Source organism: Vibrio sp. LB10LO1, assembly GCF_010092875.1.
Lineage (GTDB): Bacteria > Pseudomonadota > Gammaproteobacteria > Enterobacterales > Vibrionaceae > Vibrio > Vibrio campbellii.
Genome location: NZ_JAADJW010000007.1, coordinates 46,395 through 71,207, shown reverse-complemented (window position 1 = coordinate 71,207; position 24,813 = coordinate 46,395). Strand labels below are relative to the sequence as shown.

General features: G+C 46.0%; 26 protein-coding genes. 14 read left to right on the top strand and 12 right to left on the bottom strand.

The window, feature by feature from the left end; translation table 11 throughout:
- Window positions 1–45 precede the first annotated feature (45 nt).
- The gene (locus tag GXP65_RS06985; protein ID WP_162092372.1) at window positions 46–894 is read left to right on the top strand and encodes a pirin family protein; all 849 of its coding nucleotides are present in this window, start codon (window positions 46–48) and stop codon (window positions 892–894) included.
- Window positions 895–1,136: 242 nt separating this feature from the next.
- Here the strand turns inward: GXP65_RS06985 and GXP65_RS06980 are convergent, their stop codons facing one another.
- A complete protein-coding gene (locus tag GXP65_RS06980; RefSeq protein WP_005531894.1) occupies window positions 1,137–1,985 on the bottom strand; it encodes a patatin family protein in 849 nt (282 codons plus the stop codon).
- 179 nt (window positions 1,986–2,164) lie between these two features.
- On the opposite strand from GXP65_RS06980, the gene GXP65_RS06975 reads away from it, so the two are divergent.
- The 6 genes from GXP65_RS06975 (at window position 2,165) to GXP65_RS06950 (ending at window position 7,298) form a co-directional block, all read left to right on the top strand.
- On the top strand, window positions 2,165–2,623 hold the full coding sequence (locus GXP65_RS06975) for a transcriptional repressor (protein ID WP_038889736.1): 459 nt from the start codon (window positions 2,165–2,167) through the stop codon (window positions 2,621–2,623).
- A 103-nt stretch (window positions 2,624–2,726) separates the two neighbouring features.
- Window positions 2,727–4,061, top strand: a complete 1,335-nt coding sequence (locus GXP65_RS06970; RefSeq protein ID WP_162092371.1) for a dihydroorotase — start codon at window positions 2,727–2,729, stop codon at window positions 4,059–4,061.
- A 148-nt stretch (window positions 4,062–4,209) separates the two neighbouring features.
- Window positions 4,210–4,770: a carbonate dehydratase gene (locus GXP65_RS06965; protein ID WP_162092370.1), complete on the top strand. Its 561-nt coding sequence runs from the start codon at window positions 4,210–4,212 to the stop codon at window positions 4,768–4,770.
- Window positions 4,760–5,764 (top strand): GTP-binding protein, encoded by a 1,005-nt coding sequence (locus GXP65_RS06960; protein ID WP_162092369.1) that lies wholly within the window; start codon window positions 4,760–4,762, stop codon window positions 5,762–5,764. The genes GXP65_RS06965 and GXP65_RS06960 overlap by 11 nt, the downstream gene beginning before the upstream one ends.
- Window positions 5,765–5,973: 209 nt before the next feature.
- Window positions 5,974–6,882: a CDF family Co(II)/Ni(II) efflux transporter DmeF gene (dmeF, locus tag GXP65_RS06955; protein WP_045419060.1), complete on the top strand. Its 909-nt coding sequence runs from the start codon at window positions 5,974–5,976 to the stop codon at window positions 6,880–6,882.
- Window positions 6,882–7,298 carry a MarR family transcriptional regulator gene (locus GXP65_RS06950; RefSeq protein ID WP_012129855.1) on the top strand — a complete coding sequence of 139 codons (417 nt, stop codon included), beginning with the start codon at window positions 6,882–6,884 and terminating at the stop codon, window positions 7,296–7,298. The genes dmeF and GXP65_RS06950 overlap by 1 nt, the downstream gene beginning before the upstream one ends.
- A 77-nt stretch (window positions 7,299–7,375) precedes the next feature.
- Here the strand turns inward: GXP65_RS06950 and GXP65_RS25405 are convergent, their stop codons facing one another.
- The 8 genes from GXP65_RS25405 to ugpB form a co-directional block, all read right to left on the bottom strand.
- The gene (locus GXP65_RS25405; protein ID WP_005426395.1) at window positions 7,376–7,504 is read right to left on the bottom strand and encodes a hypothetical protein; all 129 of its coding nucleotides are present in this window, start codon (window positions 7,502–7,504) and stop codon (window positions 7,376–7,378) included.
- Window positions 7,504–7,632: a hypothetical protein gene (locus GXP65_RS25400; protein ID WP_005426337.1), complete on the bottom strand. Its 129-nt coding sequence runs from the start codon at window positions 7,630–7,632 to the stop codon at window positions 7,504–7,506. The genes GXP65_RS25405 and GXP65_RS25400 overlap by 1 nt, the downstream gene beginning before the upstream one ends.
- A gap of 55 nt (window positions 7,633–7,687) precedes the next feature.
- Complete coding sequence (locus GXP65_RS06945; protein WP_005426383.1) at window positions 7,688–8,023, bottom strand: hypothetical protein; 336 nt, start codon at window positions 8,021–8,023, stop codon at window positions 7,688–7,690.
- Between the two features lie 575 nt (window positions 8,024–8,598).
- Window positions 8,599–9,408 (bottom strand): HAD-IIB family hydrolase, encoded by an 810-nt coding sequence (locus GXP65_RS06940; RefSeq protein WP_045380095.1) that lies wholly within the window; start codon window positions 9,406–9,408, stop codon window positions 8,599–8,601.
- Entirely contained in the window at window positions 9,401–10,558 is a 1,158-nt protein-coding gene (locus GXP65_RS06935; protein WP_162092368.1) for a sn-glycerol-3-phosphate import ATP-binding protein UgpC, read from the bottom strand. Before GXP65_RS06935 ends, GXP65_RS06940 begins: the two co-directional genes overlap by 8 nt.
- Window positions 10,559–11,407, bottom strand: coding sequence for a sn-glycerol-3-phosphate ABC transporter permease UgpE (gene ugpE / locus GXP65_RS06930; RefSeq protein WP_005426342.1), 849 nt, complete (start codon window positions 11,405–11,407; stop codon window positions 10,559–10,561).
- Entirely contained in the window at window positions 11,407–12,288 is an 882-nt protein-coding gene (gene ugpA, locus GXP65_RS06925; protein WP_038889730.1) for a sn-glycerol-3-phosphate ABC transporter permease UgpA, read from the bottom strand. The genes ugpE and ugpA overlap by 1 nt, the downstream gene beginning before the upstream one ends.
- A gap of 127 nt (window positions 12,289–12,415) precedes the next feature.
- Window positions 12,416–13,723 carry a sn-glycerol-3-phosphate ABC transporter substrate-binding protein UgpB gene (gene ugpB, locus GXP65_RS06920; protein ID WP_162092367.1) on the bottom strand — a complete coding sequence of 436 codons (1,308 nt, stop codon included), beginning with the start codon at window positions 13,721–13,723 and terminating at the stop codon, window positions 12,416–12,418.
- Between the two features lie 230 nt (window positions 13,724–13,953).
- Between ugpB and GXP65_RS06915 the strand changes: the two genes are divergently transcribed.
- On the top strand, window positions 13,954–14,706 hold the full coding sequence (locus GXP65_RS06915; protein WP_162092366.1) for a glycerophosphoryl diester phosphodiesterase: 753 nt from the start codon (window positions 13,954–13,956) through the stop codon (window positions 14,704–14,706).
- The gene (locus tag GXP65_RS06910; RefSeq protein WP_162092365.1) at window positions 14,699–15,451 is read left to right on the top strand and encodes a DeoR/GlpR family DNA-binding transcription regulator; all 753 of its coding nucleotides are present in this window, start codon (window positions 14,699–14,701) and stop codon (window positions 15,449–15,451) included. The genes GXP65_RS06915 and GXP65_RS06910 overlap by 8 nt, the downstream gene beginning before the upstream one ends.
- 90 nt (window positions 15,452–15,541) lie before the next feature.
- Here GXP65_RS06910 and GXP65_RS06905 read toward each other — a convergent pair whose 3' ends face one another.
- Both GXP65_RS06905 and GXP65_RS06900 read right to left on the bottom strand, forming a co-directional pair.
- Window positions 15,542–15,967, bottom strand: a complete 426-nt coding sequence (locus tag GXP65_RS06905; RefSeq protein ID WP_005426405.1) for a universal stress protein — start codon at window positions 15,965–15,967, stop codon at window positions 15,542–15,544.
- 156 nt (window positions 15,968–16,123) lie between these two features.
- Complete coding sequence (locus GXP65_RS06900) at window positions 16,124–16,375, bottom strand: DUF6482 family protein (protein ID WP_038889725.1); 252 nt, start codon at window positions 16,373–16,375, stop codon at window positions 16,124–16,126.
- Between the two features lie 378 nt (window positions 16,376–16,753).
- Between GXP65_RS06900 and GXP65_RS06895 the strand changes: the two genes are divergently transcribed.
- From GXP65_RS06895 to GXP65_RS06885, 3 genes are all read left to right on the top strand, one after another.
- Complete coding sequence (locus GXP65_RS06895) at window positions 16,754–18,325, top strand: ATP-binding cassette domain-containing protein (protein ID WP_162092364.1); 1,572 nt, start codon at window positions 16,754–16,756, stop codon at window positions 18,323–18,325.
- Between the two features lie 160 nt (window positions 18,326–18,485).
- On the top strand, window positions 18,486–20,642 hold the full coding sequence (locus tag GXP65_RS06890; protein ID WP_162092363.1) for a prolyl oligopeptidase family serine peptidase: 2,157 nt from the start codon (window positions 18,486–18,488) through the stop codon (window positions 20,640–20,642).
- A gap of 271 nt (window positions 20,643–20,913) precedes the next feature.
- Window positions 20,914–22,032, top strand: a complete 1,119-nt coding sequence (locus GXP65_RS06885) for an outer membrane protein transport protein (protein WP_162092362.1) — start codon at window positions 20,914–20,916, stop codon at window positions 22,030–22,032.
- A 50-nt stretch (window positions 22,033–22,082) separates the two neighbouring features.
- Here GXP65_RS06885 and speG read toward each other — a convergent pair whose 3' ends face one another.
- Window positions 22,083–22,613, bottom strand: a complete 531-nt coding sequence (speG, locus tag GXP65_RS06880; RefSeq protein ID WP_045380068.1) for a spermidine N1-acetyltransferase — start codon at window positions 22,611–22,613, stop codon at window positions 22,083–22,085.
- A gap of 271 nt (window positions 22,614–22,884) precedes the next feature.
- Here speG and GXP65_RS25010 point away from each other — a divergent pair, with 271 nt between their 5' ends.
- Window positions 22,885–23,037 (top strand): hypothetical protein, encoded by a 153-nt coding sequence (locus GXP65_RS25010; RefSeq protein ID WP_005426336.1) that lies wholly within the window; start codon window positions 22,885–22,887, stop codon window positions 23,035–23,037.
- Between the two features lie 357 nt (window positions 23,038–23,394).
- Window positions 23,395–24,801: a cytochrome c peroxidase gene (locus tag GXP65_RS06875; protein ID WP_005426387.1), complete on the top strand. Its 1,407-nt coding sequence runs from the start codon at window positions 23,395–23,397 to the stop codon at window positions 24,799–24,801.
- Window positions 24,802–24,813: the final 12 nt, after the last annotated feature.

Here is a 24,813-nt window from a genome sequence, read left to right as displayed (position 1 = left end):
TCCGTCTTCCTACAATGAATCCATACCAATAAGGGAGGCAATATTATGAGTACAGTGAGAGAGATTCGTCAGATCATTCCATCGCACGCAACAGCAGATGGGGATGGAGTGAAAATTCGTCGCGTAGCCGGATTCAACAATAAGAGCTTTTCACCATTCTTGATGGTGGATGAATTGAAATCAGACCAACGAGCAGACTATGTTGGCGGTTTTCCTCCTCATCCACATCGTGGTATTGAAACACTGACCTATATGCTGACTGGGCACTTCCAGCATCGTGATCACATGAACAACGTTGGTGAGCTCCGTTCCGGCGGCGCGCAATGGATGGCGGCAGGCCGTGGTGTGATTCACAGTGAAATGCCAATCATGGAAGACGGTGAACTACATGGTTTCCAAATTTGGATTAACCAACCAGCGCGAGACAAGATGTCTCCGGCGCAGTATCACGATTTCCAGCCGGAAACCATTACCGAGCATCGTGCAGAGGCTCATGGTTTAGTCCGTGTTATCTCTGGTGAATTGAACATTGGTGATGAGGTAATTCAAGGCCCATTGAGCCGAACGGGTGTGCCGGTGACGGTTGCCGATTGGCGAGCTCATTCAGGCGCCGCGCTCAATCTTATGACGCCTAAACATCATAATATGATGGCCTATGTTTACAAAGGCAGCATCAAAGCGGGTGAACGTGTTGTCACGCAAGGCGAGATGGCATTGCTTTCTCAAGGAGAATGGGTGGCGCTACAAGCCAATGAAACCAGTGGAGTGTTGCTCTTTATTGGCGAACCGATTAATGAACCTGTCGTTCATTATGGCCCGTTTGTGATGAACAGCATCGACGAGGTTGAACAAGCGATTCAAGACTACAATTCTGGCGTGTTTGAAACCTACTAAGGCGTTTAATGCCTGATAGCTAGTACCGAGTCTTGAAAATGATGCTCTAGGTTTGAGTACGAGAGGAAAACTCGAAGTGATTTGGAGCCCGTTAATTGGGCTTATACGCAAGCAAAGACGATATCCACTGCCATCGAATTTGCATCAGCCACACCGACATGGTGTGGCTTTTTTTGTTGTTCAGGTTTTATGACCGAGAATCGGTGATTGAGTGAAGCTCGCTTTTTGGGTTGGGCAAGCGTTTAGCTTTGTTCCCAGCGTTCGATGGCGTGCTGACCATATTCCACACCCAGTTCATAAGCTTCACGCAAAGGCTCAGGGGATCGGCTTAAACGCTTTAACTTAAAGCCTTCTGGTGGGCAGATTTGAATGATCTCAACGCCTGCTGGTGGATTGTTTATTAATTCCAAACTCTGGTTGTATCGGACATGACGCGTAAGCATTGGCTCGATCAATGCTGGATGATCTTTCAGTAAACGAGAAGTGAGCTTTTCAAACTTAGGTTTGGATTTGCGATAACTGGCCGGTTGACTCCGTAGTACCATGATTTTTGTCGCGCCGCGTTTGATGGCTTCAGCAACAGGAATGGCATCCGCTACACCACCGTCTACGTACCTTACGCCATCTAATGGCACACCATTGCGGTACATAATTGGTAACGCGCTACTGGCTTTCATGGTCTCCGCCAACATTTCTACGGAAGGTGTTAGGTATTCTGGTTGTCCGTTGTCTTGTCGTGTGACGCCTAAAAAGAACGGTCGAGGATCGGCAGAAAGCACGGCTCGATCAATGCCTAATTCTTTGAGCGTGACGTCCCACATCCAATCTAAATCCATCATATCGCCACCGCGCACGAGTTGCGTGGGGGAGATAAACTCTTTGCGTAAGCTGTAATCGAGGTAGATCTTGAGGTTTCTGCCCGGCATTTTTGCAAGGTAAGCCGCTAAGTTACTAGCGCCTGCCGAGACGCCCCAAAAACTGTCAAAAGGGGAGAAGTCTTGTTCCATAAAGTGATCGAGTATGCCGCAGGAGAATACCCCGCGCATCGCGCCGCCTTCTACAATCAGCGCTCGAGAGCCAACTTGTTCCATCCTAGCCATCCGTTTTGATTATTTTGATTTGGGATACGAGTTAATTAGAGTAACGGATCTAATGCCCATACCCAAGTTGTGTTCGCTTGATCGTCACCTTGATGAATCTTTGATTTATGTTATAACATAACAATTGTTGAAAAATTAAACGGTAGCGTGTGTCTTGTGTGGGGGGGAGAATGAGCGATATTGACGCCATTATTAAGCATGTAGAGGTCAGCTTTAGAGCTCAAGGAAAGCAGTTAACTTCTCAGAGGAAACTGGTGTTGCAAGCGCTGGTTCATGCCGATAAAGCGCTTTCTGCTTATGAGCTCGTGGATTATTGCAAAGCTCACTTCGATAAGAATATTCAGGCGATGTCAGTTTATCGGATCTTGGATTTTCTTGAAGGCGAGCATTTAGCCCACAAGCTTAAAGTTTCCAATAAATACATCGTCTGCTCCCATATCCTCTGCGAGCACGAACACGGCGTTCCTCAATTTCTCATCTGTTCCAAATGCAACAAAATCAGCGAGCAAGCCATCGATCCAACCTTGATTCACGGTCTGCAATCCCATGCAAAAGAAGAAGGTTTCACCGTTGTCAGCCCTCAATTAGAGATCAATTGTGTTTGTGATGACTGCGCGAAATCCAAGTAAATATAGTTGTTTTTGAATGTCCTCTATCTGCGTATTCATCACCACTCAATGACGTTTATCCCTTCCCACTACTAGCATTATCAGCAAGGAGTTCTGAACCGCTATGCCTGCAACACTGATTAAAAACTCCCTTGTCGTCAACGAAGGAACCATTACCGAGACCGATTTACGAATTGTCGGTCAGCGAATTGACACTATCTCAGCCAACATCGCGGCGAAACCGGAAGATACGGTGATTGATGCGAAAGGGTGCTATTTGATTCCCGGTATGATTGATGACCAAGTGCACTTTCGTGAGCCGGGGTTGACGCACAAAGGTTCGATAGCGACAGAATCCCGGGCAGCGGTTGCCGGCGGTATTACAAGCTATATGGAAATGCCGAACGTTAGCCCTGCAACGACCACCATTGAGGCGCTAGAACGTAAATTCTCTATTGCCGAGCAGAGCTCCCTCGCGAACTACTCTTTCTACCTTGGTGCGACCGAAGACAACCTTGAGCAAATCAAACTGCTTGATCCGAAGAAGTACTGCGGCGTGAAAGTGTTTATGGGTGCCTCTACGGGCGATTTGTTGGTCGAAGCGCCTCAAGCCTTAGATGAAATTTTCCGTGATTCACCAGTGTTGATTGTGACGCACTGTGAGAGTGGGCCTGTGATTACGCAAAACAAACAGCGACTACTTAAAGAGAAGTCGGCATTCACCATTGAAGATCATCCGTTACTGCGTGATGACGAAGCGTGTTATGCGTCTTCCTCTTATGCGGTAGAGCTGGCCAAGAAGCACAACAGTCAGTTGCATGTTCTGCACATCACAACAGCAAAAGAGTTGGCACTGTTTGAGGCTGGTTCTATCGAGAACAAAAACATTACCGCTGAAGTATGCGTTCATCACCTGTGGTTTAGCAATGAAGACTACGCAGAGCGTGGTAACCAAATCAAATGTAACCCAGCGGTGAAATACCCAAGTGACCGCGAAGCCATTCTAAAAGCGCTGAGTACTGGCCAAATTGACATTATCGCCACTGATCACGCACCTCACACATGGGAAGAAAAACAGGTGCCTTATGAGCAAGCGCCAGCGGGCTTACCTTTGGTGCAGCACGCACTGCTGTCTTTGTTTGATCAAGTTGCTCGCGGGTACATGACGATGGAGCAAGTGGTAGAGAAAACGGCTCACAACCCAGCGATTCGTTATGGCGTTCATGAGCGCGGTTTTATCCGTGAAGGCTACTTTGCTGATTTGGTTCTTGTTGATGCCGCAGCACCAACGCCAGTGACGAACGAGAACAGTTTGTACCATTGTGGTTGGTCGCCATTTGCTGGCCATCAGTTCTCGGCTCAAATTAAGAATACATGGGTCAATGGCGGCCTAGTGTATGCCAACCAACAAGTGAATGAGCAGGCTGCACACGCCATGCGATTGGTATTTGATCGCTAGGATTCACGTTTTTCAAAAACTTAGATTATTTGAAAGCTCAGTTTATTTTCGAAAGCTTACATTTATCCGCTTTCTTTGGGCTTTATTTGTAGAAGTATAGTTGTCGTAGCTTGAGTGTCTTTGAGGCACCGAATAAAGAGAAATCAATATGTTAAGAAGAAATCCTACTGGTCACATGCCGGAAGTATCGGAAACGGCGTTCATCGATCCGACGGCGATCATCTGTGGCAAAGTGATCATTGAAGATAACGTTTTTATTGGTCCTTACGCGGTGATTCGTGCCGATGAAGTGAACGAGCAAGGCGACATGGAAGCCATCGTCATCAAGCGCGATACCAACATTCAAGATGGTGTTGTCATCCACTCAAAAGCAGGTGCTGCCGTGACTATTGGAGAGCGTTCGTCGATTGCGCACCGTTCTATTATTCATGGCCCATGTGAAGTCAGTGATGATGTGTTCATCGGTTTTAACTCGGTGGTGTTTAATGCTGTGATTGGGAAGGGTTGTGTGATTCGCCATAACTGTGTGGTGGACGGACTAGATTTGCCAGAGAACTTCCATGTTCCGCCGATGAGCAATATCGGCGCCGACTTTGATTTGAACAGCATCTCGAAAGTGCCACCTGAGTACTCGGCGTTTTCAGAGTCTGTGGTTTCGGCAAACCACGAGCTGGTGCAAGGCTACAGGAGAATTGCCAATGAGCTCTGACAACCAACCCATACTTGGTGTTCCTACTAACATCATTACTGGGTTTCTGGGCGTAGGAAAGACCTCTGCGATTTTGAATTTGATGGCGAACAAGCCAGAGAACGAGCGCTGGGCGGTATTAGTGAATGAGTTTGGTGAAATTGGCGTTGATGGCAGCTTAGTTCAGGGGCAGCAAAGCGAACAGCAGCAAGTGTTTATTCGTGAAGTACCCGGCGGCTGCATGTGCTGCGCGGCGGGGTTGCCAATGCAAATCGCCTTAAACCAACTGCTTAATGAAGCGAAGCCAGATCGTCTGCTGATTGAGCCCACTGGGCTTGGTCACCCGAAAGAAGTGTTGCAAGTGTTGTCGACAGATCACTATCGCCAAGTGCTTTCGCTACAAAAGAACATCACTTTGGTCGACGCGCGTAAGCTTGCGGATGTGCGCTATACACAGCATGACACGTTCAACCAACAGATTGCGATTGCCGATACAGTGGTGGGTAACAAGCTCGATCTGTATCAAGAGGGTGATACCCAGAAGCTAGAAGCTTACGTGGCGGAAGTTGGGCGCCCGAATACAAAGGTGGCTTTTGCTCAGCATGGTGTGATTCCGTTTGCCGAATTTGAAGGTGAGACCACCATTCATGAGCATCCGCCGCACCATCACCATCATCACGTAAGTGACAAGCCGTTGGCTTCAGATATGCCAATGCCTGAGACTGGCATGCTCAAAGCGACCAATTCAGGCGAAGGTTTCCAGAGTGTCGGCTGGCGTTTTTCACCAGAGAAAGTGTTCGATCGCCGGAAGTTGATCCCTCTTCTGGTCGAGCTGGAAGTGGAGCGCATGAAAGCGGTGTTTATTACTGGCGATGGCATTTATGGCTACAACCTAACGCCTGATGGGCTACAGGAAGTGGAGTTGGATGACTGCGCGGAAAGCCGAATTGAACTGATTGCAGACAGCATCGATGAGCAATTTGAGGCACAGCTTCTGTCTTGTGAATTGGTTTAAGGCTAATAACAGCGGGCATTATCCTCATTAATGCCCGTGTTTCTTTCTCATCTCCCTCTGCGTTTTTTTCCTATTCCTATTCTTCATTAACACCACGATCATGATCTTTTGGTGATGTTGACTTTCCATATTGACATTGTTTGATTGTCAAATTAAATTAAAATCAAATAATTTGATAATCAAACTAAAATTGGAAGGTAAGTGTCTCAATGGCTGTATCGCAACACTCACATGATTTCGTTTCTCATAACCAGAAGGGTGAAAAACGCACGCTCTACGTATTGATCCTAACCGTGACCACCATGGTGGTGGAGATTGCTGCCGGAACCATGTTTGGCTCAATGGCATTGCTAGCAGATGGTTGGCATATGGGGACACACGCAGCGGCATTTTGTATCACCTTGTTTGCTTACCGCTACGCGAAACAAAACGCCCATAATGACCGCTTCTCATTTGGTACGGGTAAGGTGAGTGTGCTCGGCGGTTTTACCAGTGCGATTGCGTTAGGGATTGTGGCATTGATGATGATGGTCGAGTCGATTCATCGTCTCTTCAACCCAGAAAGCATTCAGTTTAACGAAGCCATTATGGTGGCGGTGATTGGTTTAGTGGTAAACCTTGCAAGCATGCTGCTTCTGCAAGATCACCATCATCATGGGCATGACCATCATGATCACCACGGACACGATCACGAACATCATCACGACCACAACTTAACCGCAGCGTATTTCCACGTACTGGCGGATACGTTGACGTCTCTGTTGGCGATTGTCGCGTTGATTGTCGGTAAGTTTTACGGTTGGATTTGGTTGGATGCCATGATGGGGATCGTTGGTGCCGTTGTGATTGGTAAATGGACTTTGGGTTTAATGAAGCAAACAGCGCCAGTGTTGTTGGATGAGAGCATCAACAAGTCTTACCGAGATGAGATTACAGAGACGCTTGCACCTTATGCTGAGATTGTTGATTTACACATCTGGAAGGTGAGTGGTCACCATTACTCTGCGGCAATTGCGCTAAAAAATCACAGTGACAAAACGCTGGATGAATTTAAGCAATTATTGAGTAAATTTGATAAGATTCACCACCTAACTTTGGAAGTTCAAACGACTGAGTGATGCGCGAATTAGAAAAGCTGAATCAAACGCTTACCGAGTTCTATGACAAAATGTCTTCTTGGGAGCAATCTGTAGTAAAAGGCACGGGTTATTCACTGGCTCAAATCCACACGATTGAAGTGTTAGGTGGGCATGGTGCGTTGCGTATGAAAGAACTGGCGGAGAAGCTCGGTATTACAACAGGCACGTTAACGGTTCAAATTGAGAAACTGGTAAAAGCGGAGCTTATTGAGCGTTGTCCGCATCCAGAAGATCGCCGCGCAATTGTAGTGAAGCTCACTCCTGCTGGTGAGGAGATTCACCGTCATCACAATCAGCTGCATTTAGATTTGGTGCAAGACTTAACGCGTAATATCGACCCGGATCATCAGGCGATTTTGTTTGCTTGCTTACAGAAGATGAACAGAGAATTTTGATTGCGCTTTTCGTTTCTACACTCAGATATTGAGTCTCGAATAGCAAAAAAGTAGAGCACCGAAATGCTCTACTTTTTTTATAAGCTCGATAGAATCTGTTCGATTGGCAGCTGTGTAAACGCATACGTAATGCCAACACAGAATGCAGCGCCGGTAACGCCCATGGCGACAGTCGTTGCGAGTAGCAGAAGGGTAATCTTAGGCATTAGAGATTAAACTCCTTCTTAAAGGTTGGGTAAATGACACCATTTGCTTCTTGGTAGGATTTAAAGCCATAACCAAACGCAAATGCTGCCACCACAATGGCAAATGCCGCAATGTTTCTTCCTTTCATCCTTAAACTCTCTACCAATCGTTTTTCTATTGCTTAATGAATTCGGGTTCTTCAATTACTGGGTAAAACACACAAACAGTACCCATGCTGTTGTTAGCACAAGTAGCGGTGTGAATACTTTCTGAATTGAAGCGCCATCGGTTAGGTCATAAATCACGATCGATTCTTTATAGAATGCGCGTTTGAATGAACCAAAGCTGATTTCATTTTTAACGTCAGATTGCTCATAGTGATGACGTGCTGAGTCTGCCATTTGAGACTCTAGATCTTGCATCTCGTATTCTTTGTTAAAAAATGCATCCCACGCCGAAATACGTGCAATAGCTTTTGGTGAACGATTGCACTTCAGTTTTTCTAGACGCTTAGCGTATGCAGCTTGATATTTATCCACGATGATTTCCTACATGAATAGACTGTAATGTTGAACACAGCGTTAAATGCTCTGCTCAGTGGTTGTAAAAATTAGAAAATGAGAATCAAAAGGGAATTTTTACATGAGTAGGAAAGTGGCCAGATGAGGAAGTACGGCATTTGATTGTTAAAGAGCTCAAGGAAGGTTATCCCTTGTGTTGCGGATAATATGGGCTGCTTCTGGATGCGACAAACAAAAATAATTAGTGAGGACAACAAGCAATTTTTGTTGCGGACTTGGCCATTCTGAGCATCGAGACTCGTTTAACATGAATAAATACTAGGTATAGCAAGGGCTTGAGAGGTATTTAGATATGGAAGTTTTTTAAGCACTTACGGTGAATAAAGTTCATAACTGCTAATTATAAATACATCAAAAAGCGATATTATTTTTCTCGTTGGAGTGCTTAATAAAGATTGAGAGTTTGATTTTCTCGTGCAATCCGCCGCAGTCTTTACTCCTTCTTTGCACTCAATCCGAATATATTTCCCCCCTCCATGGTGATATTTGGATTGAGTGTCTTTTTTTAGTTATTTAGCGTCTTCTTTAGCTTGTTACTGTCTTTTCGCTTTGACGATAAGATTTGCTAACTGTGCAAACCCAAAGCCACCATTTTCCTCAGTCAAAAAGCTTGGTTGATGGTTCAGTTTCGCCAGTAAAGGGCGAATGTTGTTCACGCCAAAGGTTGTTGGCAACCATTCAAACATGCCTTCATCATTCAATGAATCACCCACATATGTGATGTGCCCTAAGCTCGGCAACTCGCCATTATTGAACTGCCTAATGTAGGCTTCACCACTAGTGCGCTTACTATGATTGCCCACCCACGCATTGATGTGAATTGAACTCAATGTTGCATTGACGGGGTGAGATTCCACATTCAAATTCACGATGCGATTGAGGATTTCCATTGTTGTAGAAGGAGGAACCGGCGCTCTATCTTGTGCGATGTTCACCGCCACGTCGCAGTAGCGAAAGCTCTGATCGTGGCTGAAGTCGACATCAGGATACTCTGCCAAAATGCCCGCAATGCTTTCTTGCAATGCATACTGTTCTTTGCGCATCACTTCTGCCGGACGGGCAAAGGTGGTGTTGAATCCTGTCGCGTCTTTTCTCATCCAAAACGCGCCATTTTCACCAATTACACCATGCAGTGACCACATCTTTGCCATTTGGTCACACCAACCAGCGCAGGCGCCTGTGACTGCGACCACTTTTACGCCCACACGCTCTAGCTCGGCTAGCGCAACTAATGTCTCTGGTGGCAGTTTACCTTGCCAAGTCAACGTGTCGTCCACGTCGGTCAGCAGCCATTCGATCTGTTTCAGGCTCTCCAAGTTGAGCTCTGATAACGGGTTAGGCATTCACCACTCCTTGATTGTTTACTTGAGGATTTATTGCTTGGGTTTCGTCACTGCCGTCTTGCAATGATTCCGCTGGGGCCAGTGTACACTCGATGCGTTTTTCTGTGTTGGCATCAAAAAGGTGAACATGCTTTGGTTTGATATCCAGACCAAGTTTATCGCCAATTTGAATTGGCGTATGTCCCTCAACACGAACAACCAGTTTTTGTGAATCACCGCCTTCTGTGCGGCAGTAAAGCAGCAAGTCAGCACCAAGCGATTCAATCAATTCGACTTCTACTTGCAACCATGGGTTATCTTGGCTGATTTGTAAATGCTCCGGGCGAAGACCTAGCTTCACTTCCCCTAAATCCAAGTTTGTCGTGGATGCAGGAAGCAGCGCGTCACCGATAGTGATACCGTCAACGCTAACATTGCCATCTAAGATGTTCATGGATGGTGAGCCAATAAAGGTCGCGACGAACAGAGAAGCAGGGTTATCGTAAATCTCTAGCGGTGTACCAACTTGTTCGACATTGCCTTTGTTCAAGACAACAAGCTTGTCTGCAAGCGTCATTGCTTCCACTTGGTCGTGAGTAACGTAAACTGACGTGGTACCAAGGCGACGTTGCAGCTTCTTAATTTCCAAACGCATTTGAACACGCAGTTTGGCGTCTAGGTTAGACAGAGGCTCGTCAAACAAGAACACCTTTGGTTCACGCACAATTGCGCGTCCCATCGCGACACGTTGACGTTGTCCGCCAGAAAGCTGTCCCGGTTTACGGTCGAGTAGATGATCCAACTCCAGCATCTTTGCTGCTTCGTGAACCAATCGTTCGATTTCCGCTTTCGGTGTTTTGCGGTTGCGCAGACCATAAGCCATGTTGTTGTACACCGTCATGTGTGGGTACAGGGCGTAGTTCTGGAAAACCATGGCAATGTCGCGCTCGCCAGGTTCTAGGTCATTGACGATTGTGGTGTCGATTTTGAGCTCACCAGAGCTGATTTCTTCTAGGCCCGCAATCATGCGAAGTAGGGTGGATTTACCACAGCCACTTGGGCCAACGAGCACGACCATTTCACCGTCGCAGATATCAAGATTGAGTTTTTGGATCGCCTGATAGCCGTTCGGATAACATTTAGCGATATTTGAAAGAGTTAACGTGGACATTTATTTCTCCGAATCTACCAGACCTTTAACAAAGGCTTTTTGCATTGCAATTACCACAATCACGGGTGGCAACATGGCGATAATGGTGGTGGCCATAATTTTGTTCCATTCGATCACACCATCAACCACTCCGAGCATCTGTTTAATGCCCATCACGATGGTGTAGTACTGCACATCAGTGGTGATCAGCAGTGGCCACAAATATTGGTTCCAGCCGTAAATGAAAGTGATGACGAACAGTGCCGCGATGTTGGTACGCGACAGAGGCAACAAGATATCGAAGAAGAACTTAATCGGTCCTGCGCCATCAATTCGTGCTGCTTCCACTAACTCATTCGGTACCGTTAAGAAGAACTGACGGAACAAGAAAGTCGCTGTCGCACTGGCAATCAGCGGAATGGTTAAGCCGTAAAATGAGTTGAGCATGTTGAGGTTTGTAATCACCTCAAACGTCGGCATGATGCGAACTTCAACGGGTAACATCAGCGTGAAGAAGATCATCCAGAACGCCAGCATTCGTCCCGGAAAACGAAAGAACACCACTGCATAGGCAGACATGATGGAAATGCTCAACTTACCGATGGTAATGCACATCGCCATAATGAAAGAGTTCAGAAGCATACTGCCAATCGGCAAAGTATTGTTGTTGTACTGAGTGTCGTTACTCAACAAGTCAGTAAATACGCTAAAACCCAAATCTCCAAACCAAAGTGGAGTGCCAGTAGCGAATGCGCTGTTCTCATGGGTCGTTGCTACGATTGCAATCCAAACCGGAAGCGCAATCGAAATGATGCCAAGAATCAAAATGACATGGCAAAACAGATTGAAAAACGGTCTTCTTTCTACCATCAGTACGCCACCTTCTTCTCAACATACTTAAATTGAATCACAGTCAGGGAAGCAACCAAGATCATCAGGATCACCGACTGCGCGGCCGATGAACCTAAATCCAGTCCGATAAAGCCATCGTTATAGACTTTGTAAACCAAGGTCGAGGTACTGTTACTCGGGCCGCCTTGTGTCATCGCGTGAATGATGGCGAACGTATCAAAGAACGCATAAACAAAGTTCACGACCAACAAGAAAAAGCTGGTTGGAGAAATCAGCGGGAAGCTAATGGTGATAAAGCGTTTGATCGGACCGCTACCATCAATAGCAGCGGCTTCGTGCAGAGACTTGGGTACCGATTGAAGCGCCGCAAGGAAGAACAGGAAGTTGTAGCTGATTTGCTTCCAAGTCGAGGTGATGATCACCATCCACATTGCATGGGTGCCATTGAGCGTTGGGTTCCAGTCTACACCAAACAGATGCAATAACTCAGTCATCACACCGATGGTTGGGTCGAATAGGAATAACCACAGCGAACCCGCGACAACCGGAGCGACCGCATAAGGCCAAATCAAGAATGTGCGGTACATGGTTGCACCGCGGATGATTTGCTCGGCAAAAGCGGAAAGGATAAGCGCACTGACCAACGCGAGCACCGCAACGCTGATGCTAAATTGCAGCGTGGTCATTAACGAATCTAGGTACAGTGGATCATGGAAGAGCTTTTCAAAGTTCTCCAAACCCACAAACTCACGGCTCATACCGAAAGCATCTTCAAGTTGTGAAGATTGGAAAATGGCTTGTCCTGCCGGCCAGATGAAGAACACCAAGGTGATCAACAACTGAGGTGCAATCAACGCAACCGGAAGCCATTTGTGTTTAAAAACAACAGGTGAGGACATACAAATACCAAAGTAAAACAGGCAAGGTGTGTGAACGAATTCCCCACCCAAAGTGGGCGGGGAGAGTGCGTATCTGAGTGGTTATGTGAATAAGACTCAGCGCACTATTGTTCGTTATGAATCTTCGTTACTTCTGCGTGCGCTCAAAGCGACGTAATTGCTCGTCACCGCGACGAACCGCATTGTTTAGCGCAGCTTGCGCCGTTGCTTTGCCTGCCCACACTGCTTCCAACTCTTCATTGATGATGTCACGTGTTTGCAGGAAGTTACCGAAGCGAATGCCTTTCGAGTTTTCTGTAGGCTCTGTCGAGGTCATTTGCAGAACGGCTGTATCTGTGCCTGGGTTCTTAGCGTAGAAGCCTTGCTCTTTCGTTAGATCGTAAGCCGCTTTAGTGATTGGTAGGTAACCCGTGAACTGGTGCCAATCTGCTTGAACTTCTGCACTAGAAAGGTAAGAGAAGAACTTCGCTACGCCTTTGTATTCCTCGTTTGAATGGCCACGAAGAACCCAAAGTGATGCGCCACCGATGATGGTGTTTTGTGGCTTCGCTACCAACTCAGAATCGTAAGGCAGTTGCGCTACGCCGATATCAACGTCTTTCATGTTCTCTTGGATGCCAGCCAGACCAGCGGAAGAACCCATGGTCATTGCACACTCTTGGGTGTAGAACAGTGGCATACCATCAGATTGGCGACCGCCGTACTTGAAGATGCCTTCTTTCGACCACTTGCCCATTTGGTCAATGTGTCGAACGAAGGCCGAATCATTGAACTTGAATTCTGTGTTTAGGCCAGTAAAGCCGTTGTTGTTATTGGCCACAGGAACGTTGTTACGCGCACCGAAGTTCTCGATCTGCGTCCATGATTGCCATGTTGTGCTGAAACCACACTTTGCGCCGGACGCCAGTAGTTTGCGAGACACTTCTTCCATCTCTTTCCACGTTTTAGGCGGGTTTGTGATGCCTGCTTTCTCAAACATATTTTTGTTGTAGTAAAGCACTGGTGTAGAGCTGTTAAATGGCAGTGAAAGCATGTTGCCGTCGTTGGTGGTGTAGTAACCCGTTACTGCCGCAAGGTAATCATCTGGACTGAACGGCTCTTTGGTGTCGTTCATCAATTGGTAAACTGGATAAATCGCTTTTTCTGCACCCATCATGGTGGCTGTACCGACTTCGAACACTTGCACGATTGCAGGTTGTTCTTTTGCACGAAACGCAGCGATAGCACTTGTCATGGTTTCTGCGTAACTGCCTTTGTAAACTGGCTTGATCTCGTATTCTGATTGGCTTGCGTTAAAGTCTGCTGCAATTTCGTTGACCTTTTTACCTAGCGCGCCACCCATTGCATGCCACCACTCAACCTCAGTTTTTGCTTGTGCTTGCGTGCTAATGAATGCCGCTGCAACGGCAAGTCCGGCGAGGTGTTTCATAGCCATAATGATTCCTTTTCATAGATGATTTGAACAGGTTGATTCCTTGCGGATGTTCACTTTGATAATGAATCCGCTTCAAAAAATTCAAATGAACATTAAATGAGCCAAATGACGTTCTAGTTACAGAAAAATGAACTTATTTGAGCATTATTTTCGTCACGATTTTGTAATCAAATCGTCATTGAGGACTGAGATAGTTCATTTGAAAACAAATGAAAAAGACGGAATAAAAAATGACAATAACGGCACACCGTGGCTTATCCAGTTTGGCTCCAGAAAACACCTTATCGGCAATCCAACGCGCCATTGAATTCGGTTGCGAATGGATTGAAATCGACGTTCAGCTCAGTGCTGACAACATTCCTGTGGTTATTCATGACAACACCGTAAACCGCTGTACTAACGGCCGAGGCAAAGTCAAAGAGCTGACTTGGCACGAGTTAAGATTGTTGGACGCTGGTTTATGGTTTGGCGATGACTTCGCAGGTGAACATATTCCTAGTTTAGAAGAGACGCTTGAGCTCACTGCGAGAGCGGGTGTGAAGCTCAATATTGAATTGAAGATCTACTCAGGCGATGAAATTGATCTGCTGTGCGAAAAGGTTGCACAGGTCATTGAGCGTTTGGACGTCGAGGCGGATGCCATTCTCTTTTCTAGCTTTAACACCGAAGCCTTGATGACGATGAGAAATTACCTGCCAGAAGTGAGAAGAGGGCAGTTATGGCAAGAGATTCCAGACGATTTTTCTATCGTGGTGCAACACATCGATGCTTACAGTGTGCATTGTGATTACCGCTTCTTGACTGAGTCACAAGCGAAGCAGATCAAGCAGTTTGGCTACCAGCTGTTTTGCTATACACCGAACTTTCCCCAATTAGTTGAAGCACATTGGCAGTGGGGAGTGGATATGATGATTACCGACATTCCGCAACGTTATAAAGTAGAAGTGCCTTCAGCCAAACGAGAACCCGCACTGAATGAATAACCTAAATGTCCGCCAGCAGAGCATCATTGAACTGGTTCATCAGCAAGAATATTGTTCGATAGAAGAGCTTGCTCAACGTTTTGAAGTCACGACGCAAACCATTCGACGTGACATCAACCAGCTTTGCCAATTAGGACTGACCCGACGCCATCATGGTGGTGTCGGATTGCCTGCTACCTTAACCAATCGCAGTTATGCCTCTCGCCAAGTCACCAATCAACAAGAAAAGCAGACCATCGCCGATGAAGTGGTCGAAGCCATCCCGAACGGTTCGACTTTATTTCTGGGTATCGGCACGACTATCGCGTTGATTGCCGAGCGTTTGGCGAACCACAGCGAGCTTCGTGTGGTGACGAATAACTTCGAAGCGGCACACATTCTTTCTCACTTTGAGAATATTGAAACTTGGATTCCCGGTGGGCGTATTCGTACTAACGATCGCGACGTGGTAGATGGCTCTGCAGAGCAGTTTTATGGCCAGTTTTCGGCGGATATTGGCATTATTGGTTGTGCAGGCGTGACCGAAATCGCGCAGTCGCATTCCGACATGATCAACCTTGGCAGCACAACGATTGATACTCAGCCATTCGCGATGGAACATGAGTTACGAGAAGCTAAGGTGAGCCAAGCGATTTTGGCTAACTCGGAGCAAAAGTGGCTAGTGGCGAACAACAGCAAATGGCAGCGCAGAGCCAATACTAAGGTAGCTCCGCTTAGTTATTTCGATCGCGTTTTCAGTAACTAATAAAAGAACACAAAAAAGCCGCCATCACAGGCGGCTTCCGATTATCTTTTGGCTATCTCTCGCGTCGTTACTTTCCGCTGTCTGTTCAGCCTAGTCGTGGATAGGCACAACCAAAATATCAACCGGAGACTTGTTGATCAAATGTCTTGAGTAAGAAATGATCTTGCTCCAGAAATCTTGGTGGTGACCACAAATCAGTAGGTCGACTTCTTGTTCTTTTATGGTCACTTCTAACTTGTCTGCCAAGTCACCGGTGCCGACAAAGAAGTGCTTCAACGGTTGCTCCATGTAATCGCTGAAGGATCTCAAACACTCCATAGAGTGCTCATTCAACGGCCTTTGATCTGGGTCCGCTTTGATATCAACAAGCTCACGATAAATCTCACCATGAGTACCGTCGATGTGGATAAATGATATCTCGGAGCCGAGATAACTCGCCATAGATACAGCGCGGTCAATCAACACAGTACTCTCATCAGACAGTTCCAGTGCGACTAGGATATGTTTGTATTTCATAACCATGCCCTTTTGTGGAATACGTTACTAATAGCATAGTATGTCTTGGCGAAAAAATGTGTTGCTAAGATCCCGAAATTGCTCAAAAAAGTTTTGGCAAATTATCATCAGCAGAGCAAGTGGAAGGCATTGATAAAAATAAAAAAAGAGCCGGTATCAGTACCAGCTCAATTCAATCTCTAAAGGCATATCACAGCGTATTTTCTCGCCGCACATTTCATCTGAAGCATTGAGGTGAACCAGCTTTGCTGATGAGTAGCTGCTGCTACGAAAATGATCCCTTGCTTCACAAAGGCTCGCGAACGTTAGCGGGCTTTTGTTTTCATTTAATATCAGTGATCTTGTCTGGTTTTCTACGTTGTAAGCGAGGTAGATACCACCCTCGACTGATTCAATCAAAAGATTCATAGCCGTTTCCCTTGGTGTGTCACTCTCTGGCTCTTACGGCGAGCGATAGAATTTAGTTCACTTCCTGTGTTTGAATTCGTTTTTCTTAGCTCTCGCTCGTGACAGAAGTCGCTTGCTTTTTATACAAGAAAACCTTTAGACTTTGCCCATCACTTCTTTAGGAGATTACGCCAACATGAACAACTAAACCTGTCATCCAACTCTCATTTTATTTTTTGGATTTACAGGGTTAGTAGGCGTAGCTCACTTTCTGATATTTCTTTGCAATTACCATTTTTCTGTTTGAAGCGCTTCTATGCACGCGTGTATTTGCATCGATCTCATCTCTAGATTTATCTCAAGCTACGGCTGTTGTCCCTGTCATACAGGAGGCAAATTATGCCAGTTTTACAGGCTTACAATATCAGTCATCAATTTGGTAACGGCGAAACACTGTTTCAGCAAATCTCATGTTCTATGACCAAACGTCGTGTTGGGTTAGTCGGACGCAACGGTGTCGGAAAATCGGTGCTTGCATCAATACTCAGCGGTGAGCAAACCCCGACCAGCGGTACGGTCACCTTACCAACGTCATTTGCAGTATATCGTCAGCAACCATCGCACTTGTTAGGTGGCGACCTTTCGATTGCCCAGTTTTTAGCAAAGGACAAAGTACTGAGTGCTATCAAGCAGATTGAAATGGGCGGTTGCTCTGAGCATTTGTTTGAGGAGGTGGGCGAACAATGGGATTTGCCGATTCAACTTGCTAAGCAGCTTACAGATATGGGCTTACCGCCACAGCCAGACTTCCCTTGCTCACAATTGAGTGGCGGACAGTTAACGCGTTTGCAACTGTGGCAGTTGTTCGACAGCGAAGTGGAATTGCTGATCCTTGATGAACCGTCTAACCACCTCGATAAACACGCCAAGCAGTGGTTGATTCATTCGATGCGAAGTTTCTCAGGCGCGATTTTGCTCATCAGTCATGACCGAGAATTGCTGCGCGAGATGGAAGAAATTTGGGAGCTATCCGGCTTAGGCTTGCAGGTGTTTGGTGGCAATTACGATGTGTATGCGGAGCAAAAGCGAACAGAACTGCAAGCGGTGGAACGCCAATTAGCCAGCGTAGAAAAGCAAAAGAAACACTTGGAAGAACAAGCTCAACGCAATCGAGAGAAAGCAGAACAAAGAGCGGCTCAAGGTAACAAGTTGAGAAAGGATGGCAGTCAGCCAAAGATCTTACTTGATGGAATGAAAGACAAAGCCACAGCCCGAGCTGCCAGTCGCAATAAGAATGAGCAACTTCGCCAAGCGCATCTACAAGAGAAAGAGCAAAGCTTACGAGCGCGTAAAGAGCAAATCAAAGGGCAAAAACTGTATTTGGCAGACAGTCAAAGTCGCTCACGAAAAGTCGTATCGTTATTAGAAGCCGTGTTGCTATTTGGGACGGCTCAACCTATTACTGCGCAAGTTCATGCGGATGATAAGGTACATTTGCTGGGCAAAAATGGATGCGGTAAATCGACCTTACTGAAAACCCTGTTGGGCGAGTTCTCATTGCAAAGTGGTGAGCAGCAAGTCAATACGCCGCTTTATTACCTCGACCAGCACTTTGGTGCGATACAACCTGAACTCTCCATGTTGGAAAACCTGACGCAACATTGTGAGGGGATGAAAGAGAACGATGCCAGAACATTACTAGCAGGTATTGGCTTTCGTAGAGACAGTGTCTTTCGTTTGGGGAATGTATTAAGCGGCGGTGAGAAAATGAAGCTCGCGATGTTGATTGTCAGTCATCAACCAACTCAGCCTTTATTGCTCTTGGATGAGCCGGATAATCATCTCGACCTAGTTTCGAAAATCATGCTCGCTCAGGCATTAAATGCTTACCGAGGCGGTTTTATTCTTATCAGTCATGACCAAGATTTTGCCGCGGAGTCGGGTGTGTCTCGCTGCGTTGAACTGAGCTAACACCAATCAGCGATAAACTGAGGACTGTCTATCTCACGGGGCAAAGTGACTCACTTTGTCTCCGTGGATTCACAGCTTTATTCAGACGATTAGAATCATTTCTCCGATATAGGTAAGATGCTTGATGCATTACACAAAACAAAAACAGAAAAGGAAGTCTATGAAAAAGAAAACCTTAGCATTGGTGACGGCGTTTGCGATGACGGGAATGTTGTCGAGTGCGTATGCAGAAGACTCAACACAAAAGCTGGTTGAACACGTACACAAAATGGCGGTGAAGTACCCAACGACAAAGAAAGTCGATGTGGAAGATGAGTATTTTGGTACCAAAGTCAGTGACCCATACCGCTGGTTAGAAGACGACCGCAGTAAAGAAACGGCAGATTGGGTGAAAGCGCAGAACCAAGTCACGTTCGATTACTTGGCGCAAATTCCTTATCGTCACCAGATTGAAGAACGCTTAACTCAGTTGATGGATTACGAGAAGTTAGGGCGTCCATTCAAAGAAGGCAAATACACCTATTTCTACAAAAACGACGGTTTGCAAAACCAAGATGTGCTTTACCGTCAACTCGATGATGGCAAGCCAGAAGTTTTCCTCGATCCTAATACCTTTAGCGAAGATGGCACGACCTCACTGGCGAATGTGAGCTTCACCAAAGATGGTTCTTTAGTCGCTTACAGCATTTCAGAAGGCGGTAGCGACTGGCGCAAAGTAATTGTGCTTGATGCAGAAACCAAAAAGCCTGTCGGTGAGACGCTAGTGGATATTAAGTTCAGCGGCGTGAATTGGCTGGGGAACAAAGGTTTCTACTACTCAAGTTACGACAAGCCAGAAGGCAGCGAGCTTTCGGCAAAAACCGACCAGCACAAGCTTTACTACCATGAGCTAGGTACTAAGCAAAGTGATGATAAGCTTATCTTCGGTGGTACAGAGGCAGAGAAGCACCGATACGTTCGCGGTTACACTTCGGACGACCAACGTTACCTGTTTATTTCGGCAAGCACTTCAACGTCGGGCAATAAACTGTTCTTGAAAGATTTGACCAAGCCAGACAGCCCGTTGCAAACCATTCTGGATAACACCAATTCTGATACTTGGGTGATTGATAGCAAAGGCACCAAGCTGTATTTGGTTACTAACTTAGATGCACCAAACAAACGTGTAGTGACGGTGGATGCGAGTAACCCTGAGCCGAAGAATTGGAAAGATTTAATACCTGAAACTGACAACGTGCTTAGCCCATCAACCGCGGGCGGTTATCTATTCGCAAGCTACATTGTTGATGCGCTTTCGATGGTCAAACAATACGATATGGACGGTAAGTTCATTCGTGAAATCAAGCTGCCAGACATCGGCAGTGCTTACGGTTTCTGGGGTAAGAAAGAAGACGCGGAAGTCTACTACTCTTTCACCAACTACAAGACGCCAAGCACGACCTATCGCTTAGACATCAAAGAGGGTGACAGCGAGGTTTACCACAAATCGAACGCACCATTCGATCCGGCACAATTTGAATCCCGTCAGGTGTTCTACAAGTCGAAAGACGGCACCAAGATTCCAATGATCATTACCTACAAGAAAGGCACACCGATGGACGGTACAGCGCCAACGATCTTGTATGGTTATGGTGGTTTCAATATCAGCCTGACGCCTTACTTCAGTCCAAGCAGAGCGGCATGGTTGGAAATGGGCGGAATCTACGCTGTTGCGAACATCCGTGGTGGTGGTGAGTACGGTAAAGAGTGGCACAATGCTGGCACCAAGTTAGAGAAGCAAAATTCGTTTGATGACTTTATTGCCGGAGCGGAGTTCCTTATTGACCAAGACTACACCTCGTCAGACAAACTCGCGATTAACGGTGGATCGAACGGCGGCTTACTTGTTGGTGCTGTGATGACGCAGCGCCCAGAGCTGTTCAAAGTGGCACTGCCAGCAGTGGGTGTATTGGATATGCTTCGCTACCACACCTTTACGGCAGGAGCAGGCTGGGCTTATGACTACGGTACAGCAGAGCAAAGTAAAGAGATGTTCAATTACCTCAAAGGGTACTCGCCAGTACACAACGTCAAAGCCGGCGTTAAGTACCCGGCAACTATGGTAACAACGGGTGATCATGATGATCGCGTGGTGCCAGCGCACTCTTACAAATTTGCGGCCGAGCTGCAGTCGAAACAAGCAGGTACAAACCCAACCTTGATTCGAATCGAAACCAATGCAGGTCATGGTGCAGGCACACCGACTAGTAAGGTTATCGAGAAAACCGCGGATGTTTATAGCTTCACTTTGTTCAATATGGGCGTCGAAAAGTTGTAAGCGAGAGGTTAGCTTTAAGCTTGGGCTTAATTCATTTGTCAATGAATCACAACGCAGTCTTCGGGCTGCGTTTTTTGTTTTTATCTCAGCCAGTTAATAACAAGGTTATAACGCATATAACCATAGGTGATAGAACTTCCTATTATTCTTCCTCTTAGTTTTCTACAGCGTTTAATCGTCTATCCCTAACTTATCCAACGTTTGTTTGCAGACCTTTATTTGATGGGGATTGGATAACGCATTCAGTTAGTTCAAGTGGAATAAATATAATATGAAAAATCTTACCAAAATCGTTGTTGCGGGGTCCCTCCTCTCGTGTGCAGCAGCGCAAGCAGGAGGTCTGTACTTGTACGAGACTTCCACTACTGATATCGGCTTGGCTTCTGCGGGCATGGCCGCAAGGGCGCAGGATGCTTCGGTCATGGCGGCGAACCCCGCGGGTTTGTCTAACGTGGCCGGTCAGTCATTTTCCGGCCATCTGATCAGCTTGTATGGCGATACCACGCTAGACACGGTTGGTGGCGGTGATGCTGGGAATATCATTGGCTACGTCCCGCTTGGTTCTGCATTTTATAGCCAACAGGTGAACGATAAGTGGACGCTTGGTATCGGTATGTATGGTAACTATGGATTAGGGTTGGAGTACGACAAGTTGTTCAATCGTATCGATATTCCTAATGCGATCACTCAAGCCTTGACCGTTCAGCCTTCTGCTTCTTACCGTATTAACGATCAATGGTCTGTAGGTGCTGCATTGGGCATCCATTACGGCATTTTAGATATGGATGTGAAAGTTGACGGTACGACCATCGCTGGTGGTGTTGAAGATACAGACACCCAAGTTAATGGCCGCGTTGGTGTGTTGTATGAGTTGAATTCCGGCACTCGCTTAGGTCTGTCTTACTCGAATGAAACTGAGTTCGAATTCGACGATAAAGACTTCTCGACCAGTGCTGTTGCGCCTCAGCAGTTGGTGTTCAGCGCTTACCATGAGCTCAACGACAAACTGGCGGTGATGGGTAACTTGAACTGGCAAGACTGGAGTGCTTACCAAACGCTGATGGATGTTGAGACGCAAGACACTTACCAAATTGCACTTGGTACTCAATACAAGGTGAACAGCAAAGTCATGTGGAACGCTGGTTTTGCTTTTGACTCTAGTATGTTTGCAGATCAATCCAATGGTGATCTCACCATTCCTTCAGGCAATGCTTACCGTTTAGGTACAGGTATTGACTATAAGATTGATGAAGCAAGTACCGTTTCTGTTGCCTTTGAAGCGATGCTTATTGAGTCGTCTGAAGTGAAAATAGCGGGTGTTCCTGTTGCAAGCTTTGATGATCCTGCTTTGTACTTCCTGAGCATCGGCTATAGCTGGAAAAACCAATAAATCAGTTTAAAACAACGGTAAGCAGGCTTTCGCTTACCGTTGTTTTATTGTTATTGATTGTTCTCGAGTTTTTCGCGGTATTGGTCTTGCAGAATGTACATGCGTTTTACATCGCGGTAGCTACCGTTAATGAAGTACTCTTGCACGAGATGACCTTCCTCAATAAAACCGCACTTCTGGTAAAGGTGAATTGCTTTTTCGTTGTCTAAGGCAACTAACAAATAGATTTTGTGCAGGTTAAGAATTGAGAACGAATAATCCAAAGCTCGATTGATCACCTCTTCGGCATAACCTCGCCCTTGATGATCTGGTGCGATGATGATTTGGAATTCAGCACTACGGTGAATGTAGTTAATCTCAATCAGCTCTACCAGACCAATTAATACGCCGTGTTCATCTTCCACTACAAAGCGGCGCTCGGCGTCGTCGTGAATATGTTTGCGGTAAAGCTCTTCTAATTCATCGTGGGATTCGTACGGTTCTTCAAACCAATACGTCATGATATTACGGTTATTGTTGAGGTCGTGAATAAAGCGCAGGTCTGAACGTTCTAAAGCACGAATTGTGAGACCATTTTTCATCGTCTATCTCCGGATAGAAAAAGCATAATTAAATGCGACTATAACCATGCCATCTTAGCCTATTAGGGGGAAATCTCCCCTTTACTTCTGCGAGTTTATGCTTGTAAAAGCGATCTTCGTCATAGCCCTGTAACGCCTTTAAATATAAGGCTTGCTGCAACAACAAAAGTTAATCATAACGACAAAAAACCTGATTAGGTTAAGGGTGCGATTTCAGATTAAATACCGCCAACGACTTAAGGTCATAATCTACATAAACAAGGTATTAAATATGTTTTCAATCGGTGACGTAGTAGTAGCTACTAAAGGTATCGATCTAGGTGAAATGGTTGTTACAGGTCTAAGCAGCGGCGGTTTCTACGTACGCGTTCAGGCTGGCGAAGCAACACTAACTTACCCAGCGAAAGATGTTAAGAAAGCATAATTTAATTTGCTGACTTGCAAAAAAGGTAGCTCACGAGCTGCCTTTTTTTATGCCTATTATTCCCTCCTAAATTCCTACTTTATTTCGTTCTGAATTATTTTTAATCGAATTTAATATGTTTGGTTAATATATTGGTGCTCTCGTCATTTTTGACTCATATCAATAAAAGTTGCGGTTTTAAGTTGTTGTCTTTATGTTGTATTTTTCACTTATTTCCCCAAGTGTCTGTTTTTACGAACTTTAGATGTTAAATTCGTTGCTCATCTAAATATTCGATTAATATCAATTCCTTTTTCCCATTTTTAAAAATATCGCCATTTCAATAACTTTCGCCCCAACTGATTTAGGGGAACAGTGATGAATAAAAAGAAAATAACGCTAGGGATTGTAGGAGTTGGCTTGGTGGCGTACTTCGGTACAGTCTATATGGTGAACCAAGACGATAAAAAAGTGGCTCAACAAAATCTGACGCAATTTAGTTCGTTAGATCAATCGACACTGGATTATCAAGCGATGAAGGTATTGGCGGATAAAGGTTGTGGCTATTGTCATACGCCGAGCAGTGAAATGCCTTTCTATTCTGAAATGCCAGTGGCAAAACAAATTATGGAAGCGGATGTGAAAGTGGCCATGCGTCACTTTGACATGACAAACTTGCTGGATGACGTGAAGCAGAACGATCCAGTTTCTGAAGTGGCTTTGGCTCGTCTTGAGAAGGTGCTCTACGACGATTCTATGCCGCCAGCGATTTACCTGACCATGCACTGGTCTGCAAGTATGTCGAAAGATGAAAAACACACGCTACTGAAATGGATTCGTGAAAAGCGTGCTGAGCGCCACGCACAATCACCGGTATCTGAAGAACGTAAAACCAAAGTTCTACAACCAATTTACACTACGTTTGAAACCGACGCAGACAAGGCTGAACTGGGTAAGGTGCTTTACCACGACACACGACTTTCAGGCGACAATACTGTCTCATGTGCATCATGCCACAGCCTTGATACAGGCGGCGTGGACCGACTCGTAACGTCTGTTGGTATTCATGGCCAAGTTGGTGGCATCAACGCGCCAACCGTTTTTAATGCTGTGTACAACAAGCTGCAGTTCTGGGATGGTCGTGCTGCGGATCTGCAAGATCAAGCGGGTGGTCCTCCGTTTAACCCGATTGAAATGGGCTCTATGGATTGGGATGAAATCGTCGATAAGTTAAGCCAAGACCCAGACATGGTGGCGATGTTCCAAAAGGTTTACTCAGGTGAGATTAATGGCAACAACATTACGGATGCGATTGCCGAGTTTGAGAAAACCCTAACCACACCAAACAGCCGCTTCGACCAATACATGATGGGTGATACAAAGGCGCTGGACTCGCACGAGAAATACGGTTTGATGCTGTTCAAGAAGTACGATTGTCAAACTTGTCACGCAGGTGAAGCGATGGGTGGTGAAACGTTTGAAACCATGGGCATGAAAGCGGATTACTTTGCGGACCGTGGTACCGACATGACGGATGCAGACCTTGGTCGTTACAACTTCACTGGCAACAAAGAAGACAAACATAAGTTCAAAGTGCCAACCTTGCGCAACATTGAACTGACACCGCCATACTTCCACGATGGCCATGCTGATACGCTAGAAAAAGCCATCTACGACATGGGCAAATACCAAGTCGGAGTAGAAATGTCGGATGAAGAAGTGGATGCCATCAAAGCGTTCTTAAAAACACTGACGGGTGATTATGAAGGCCGTCCTTTAAGTTAAGCTGAGGCATCA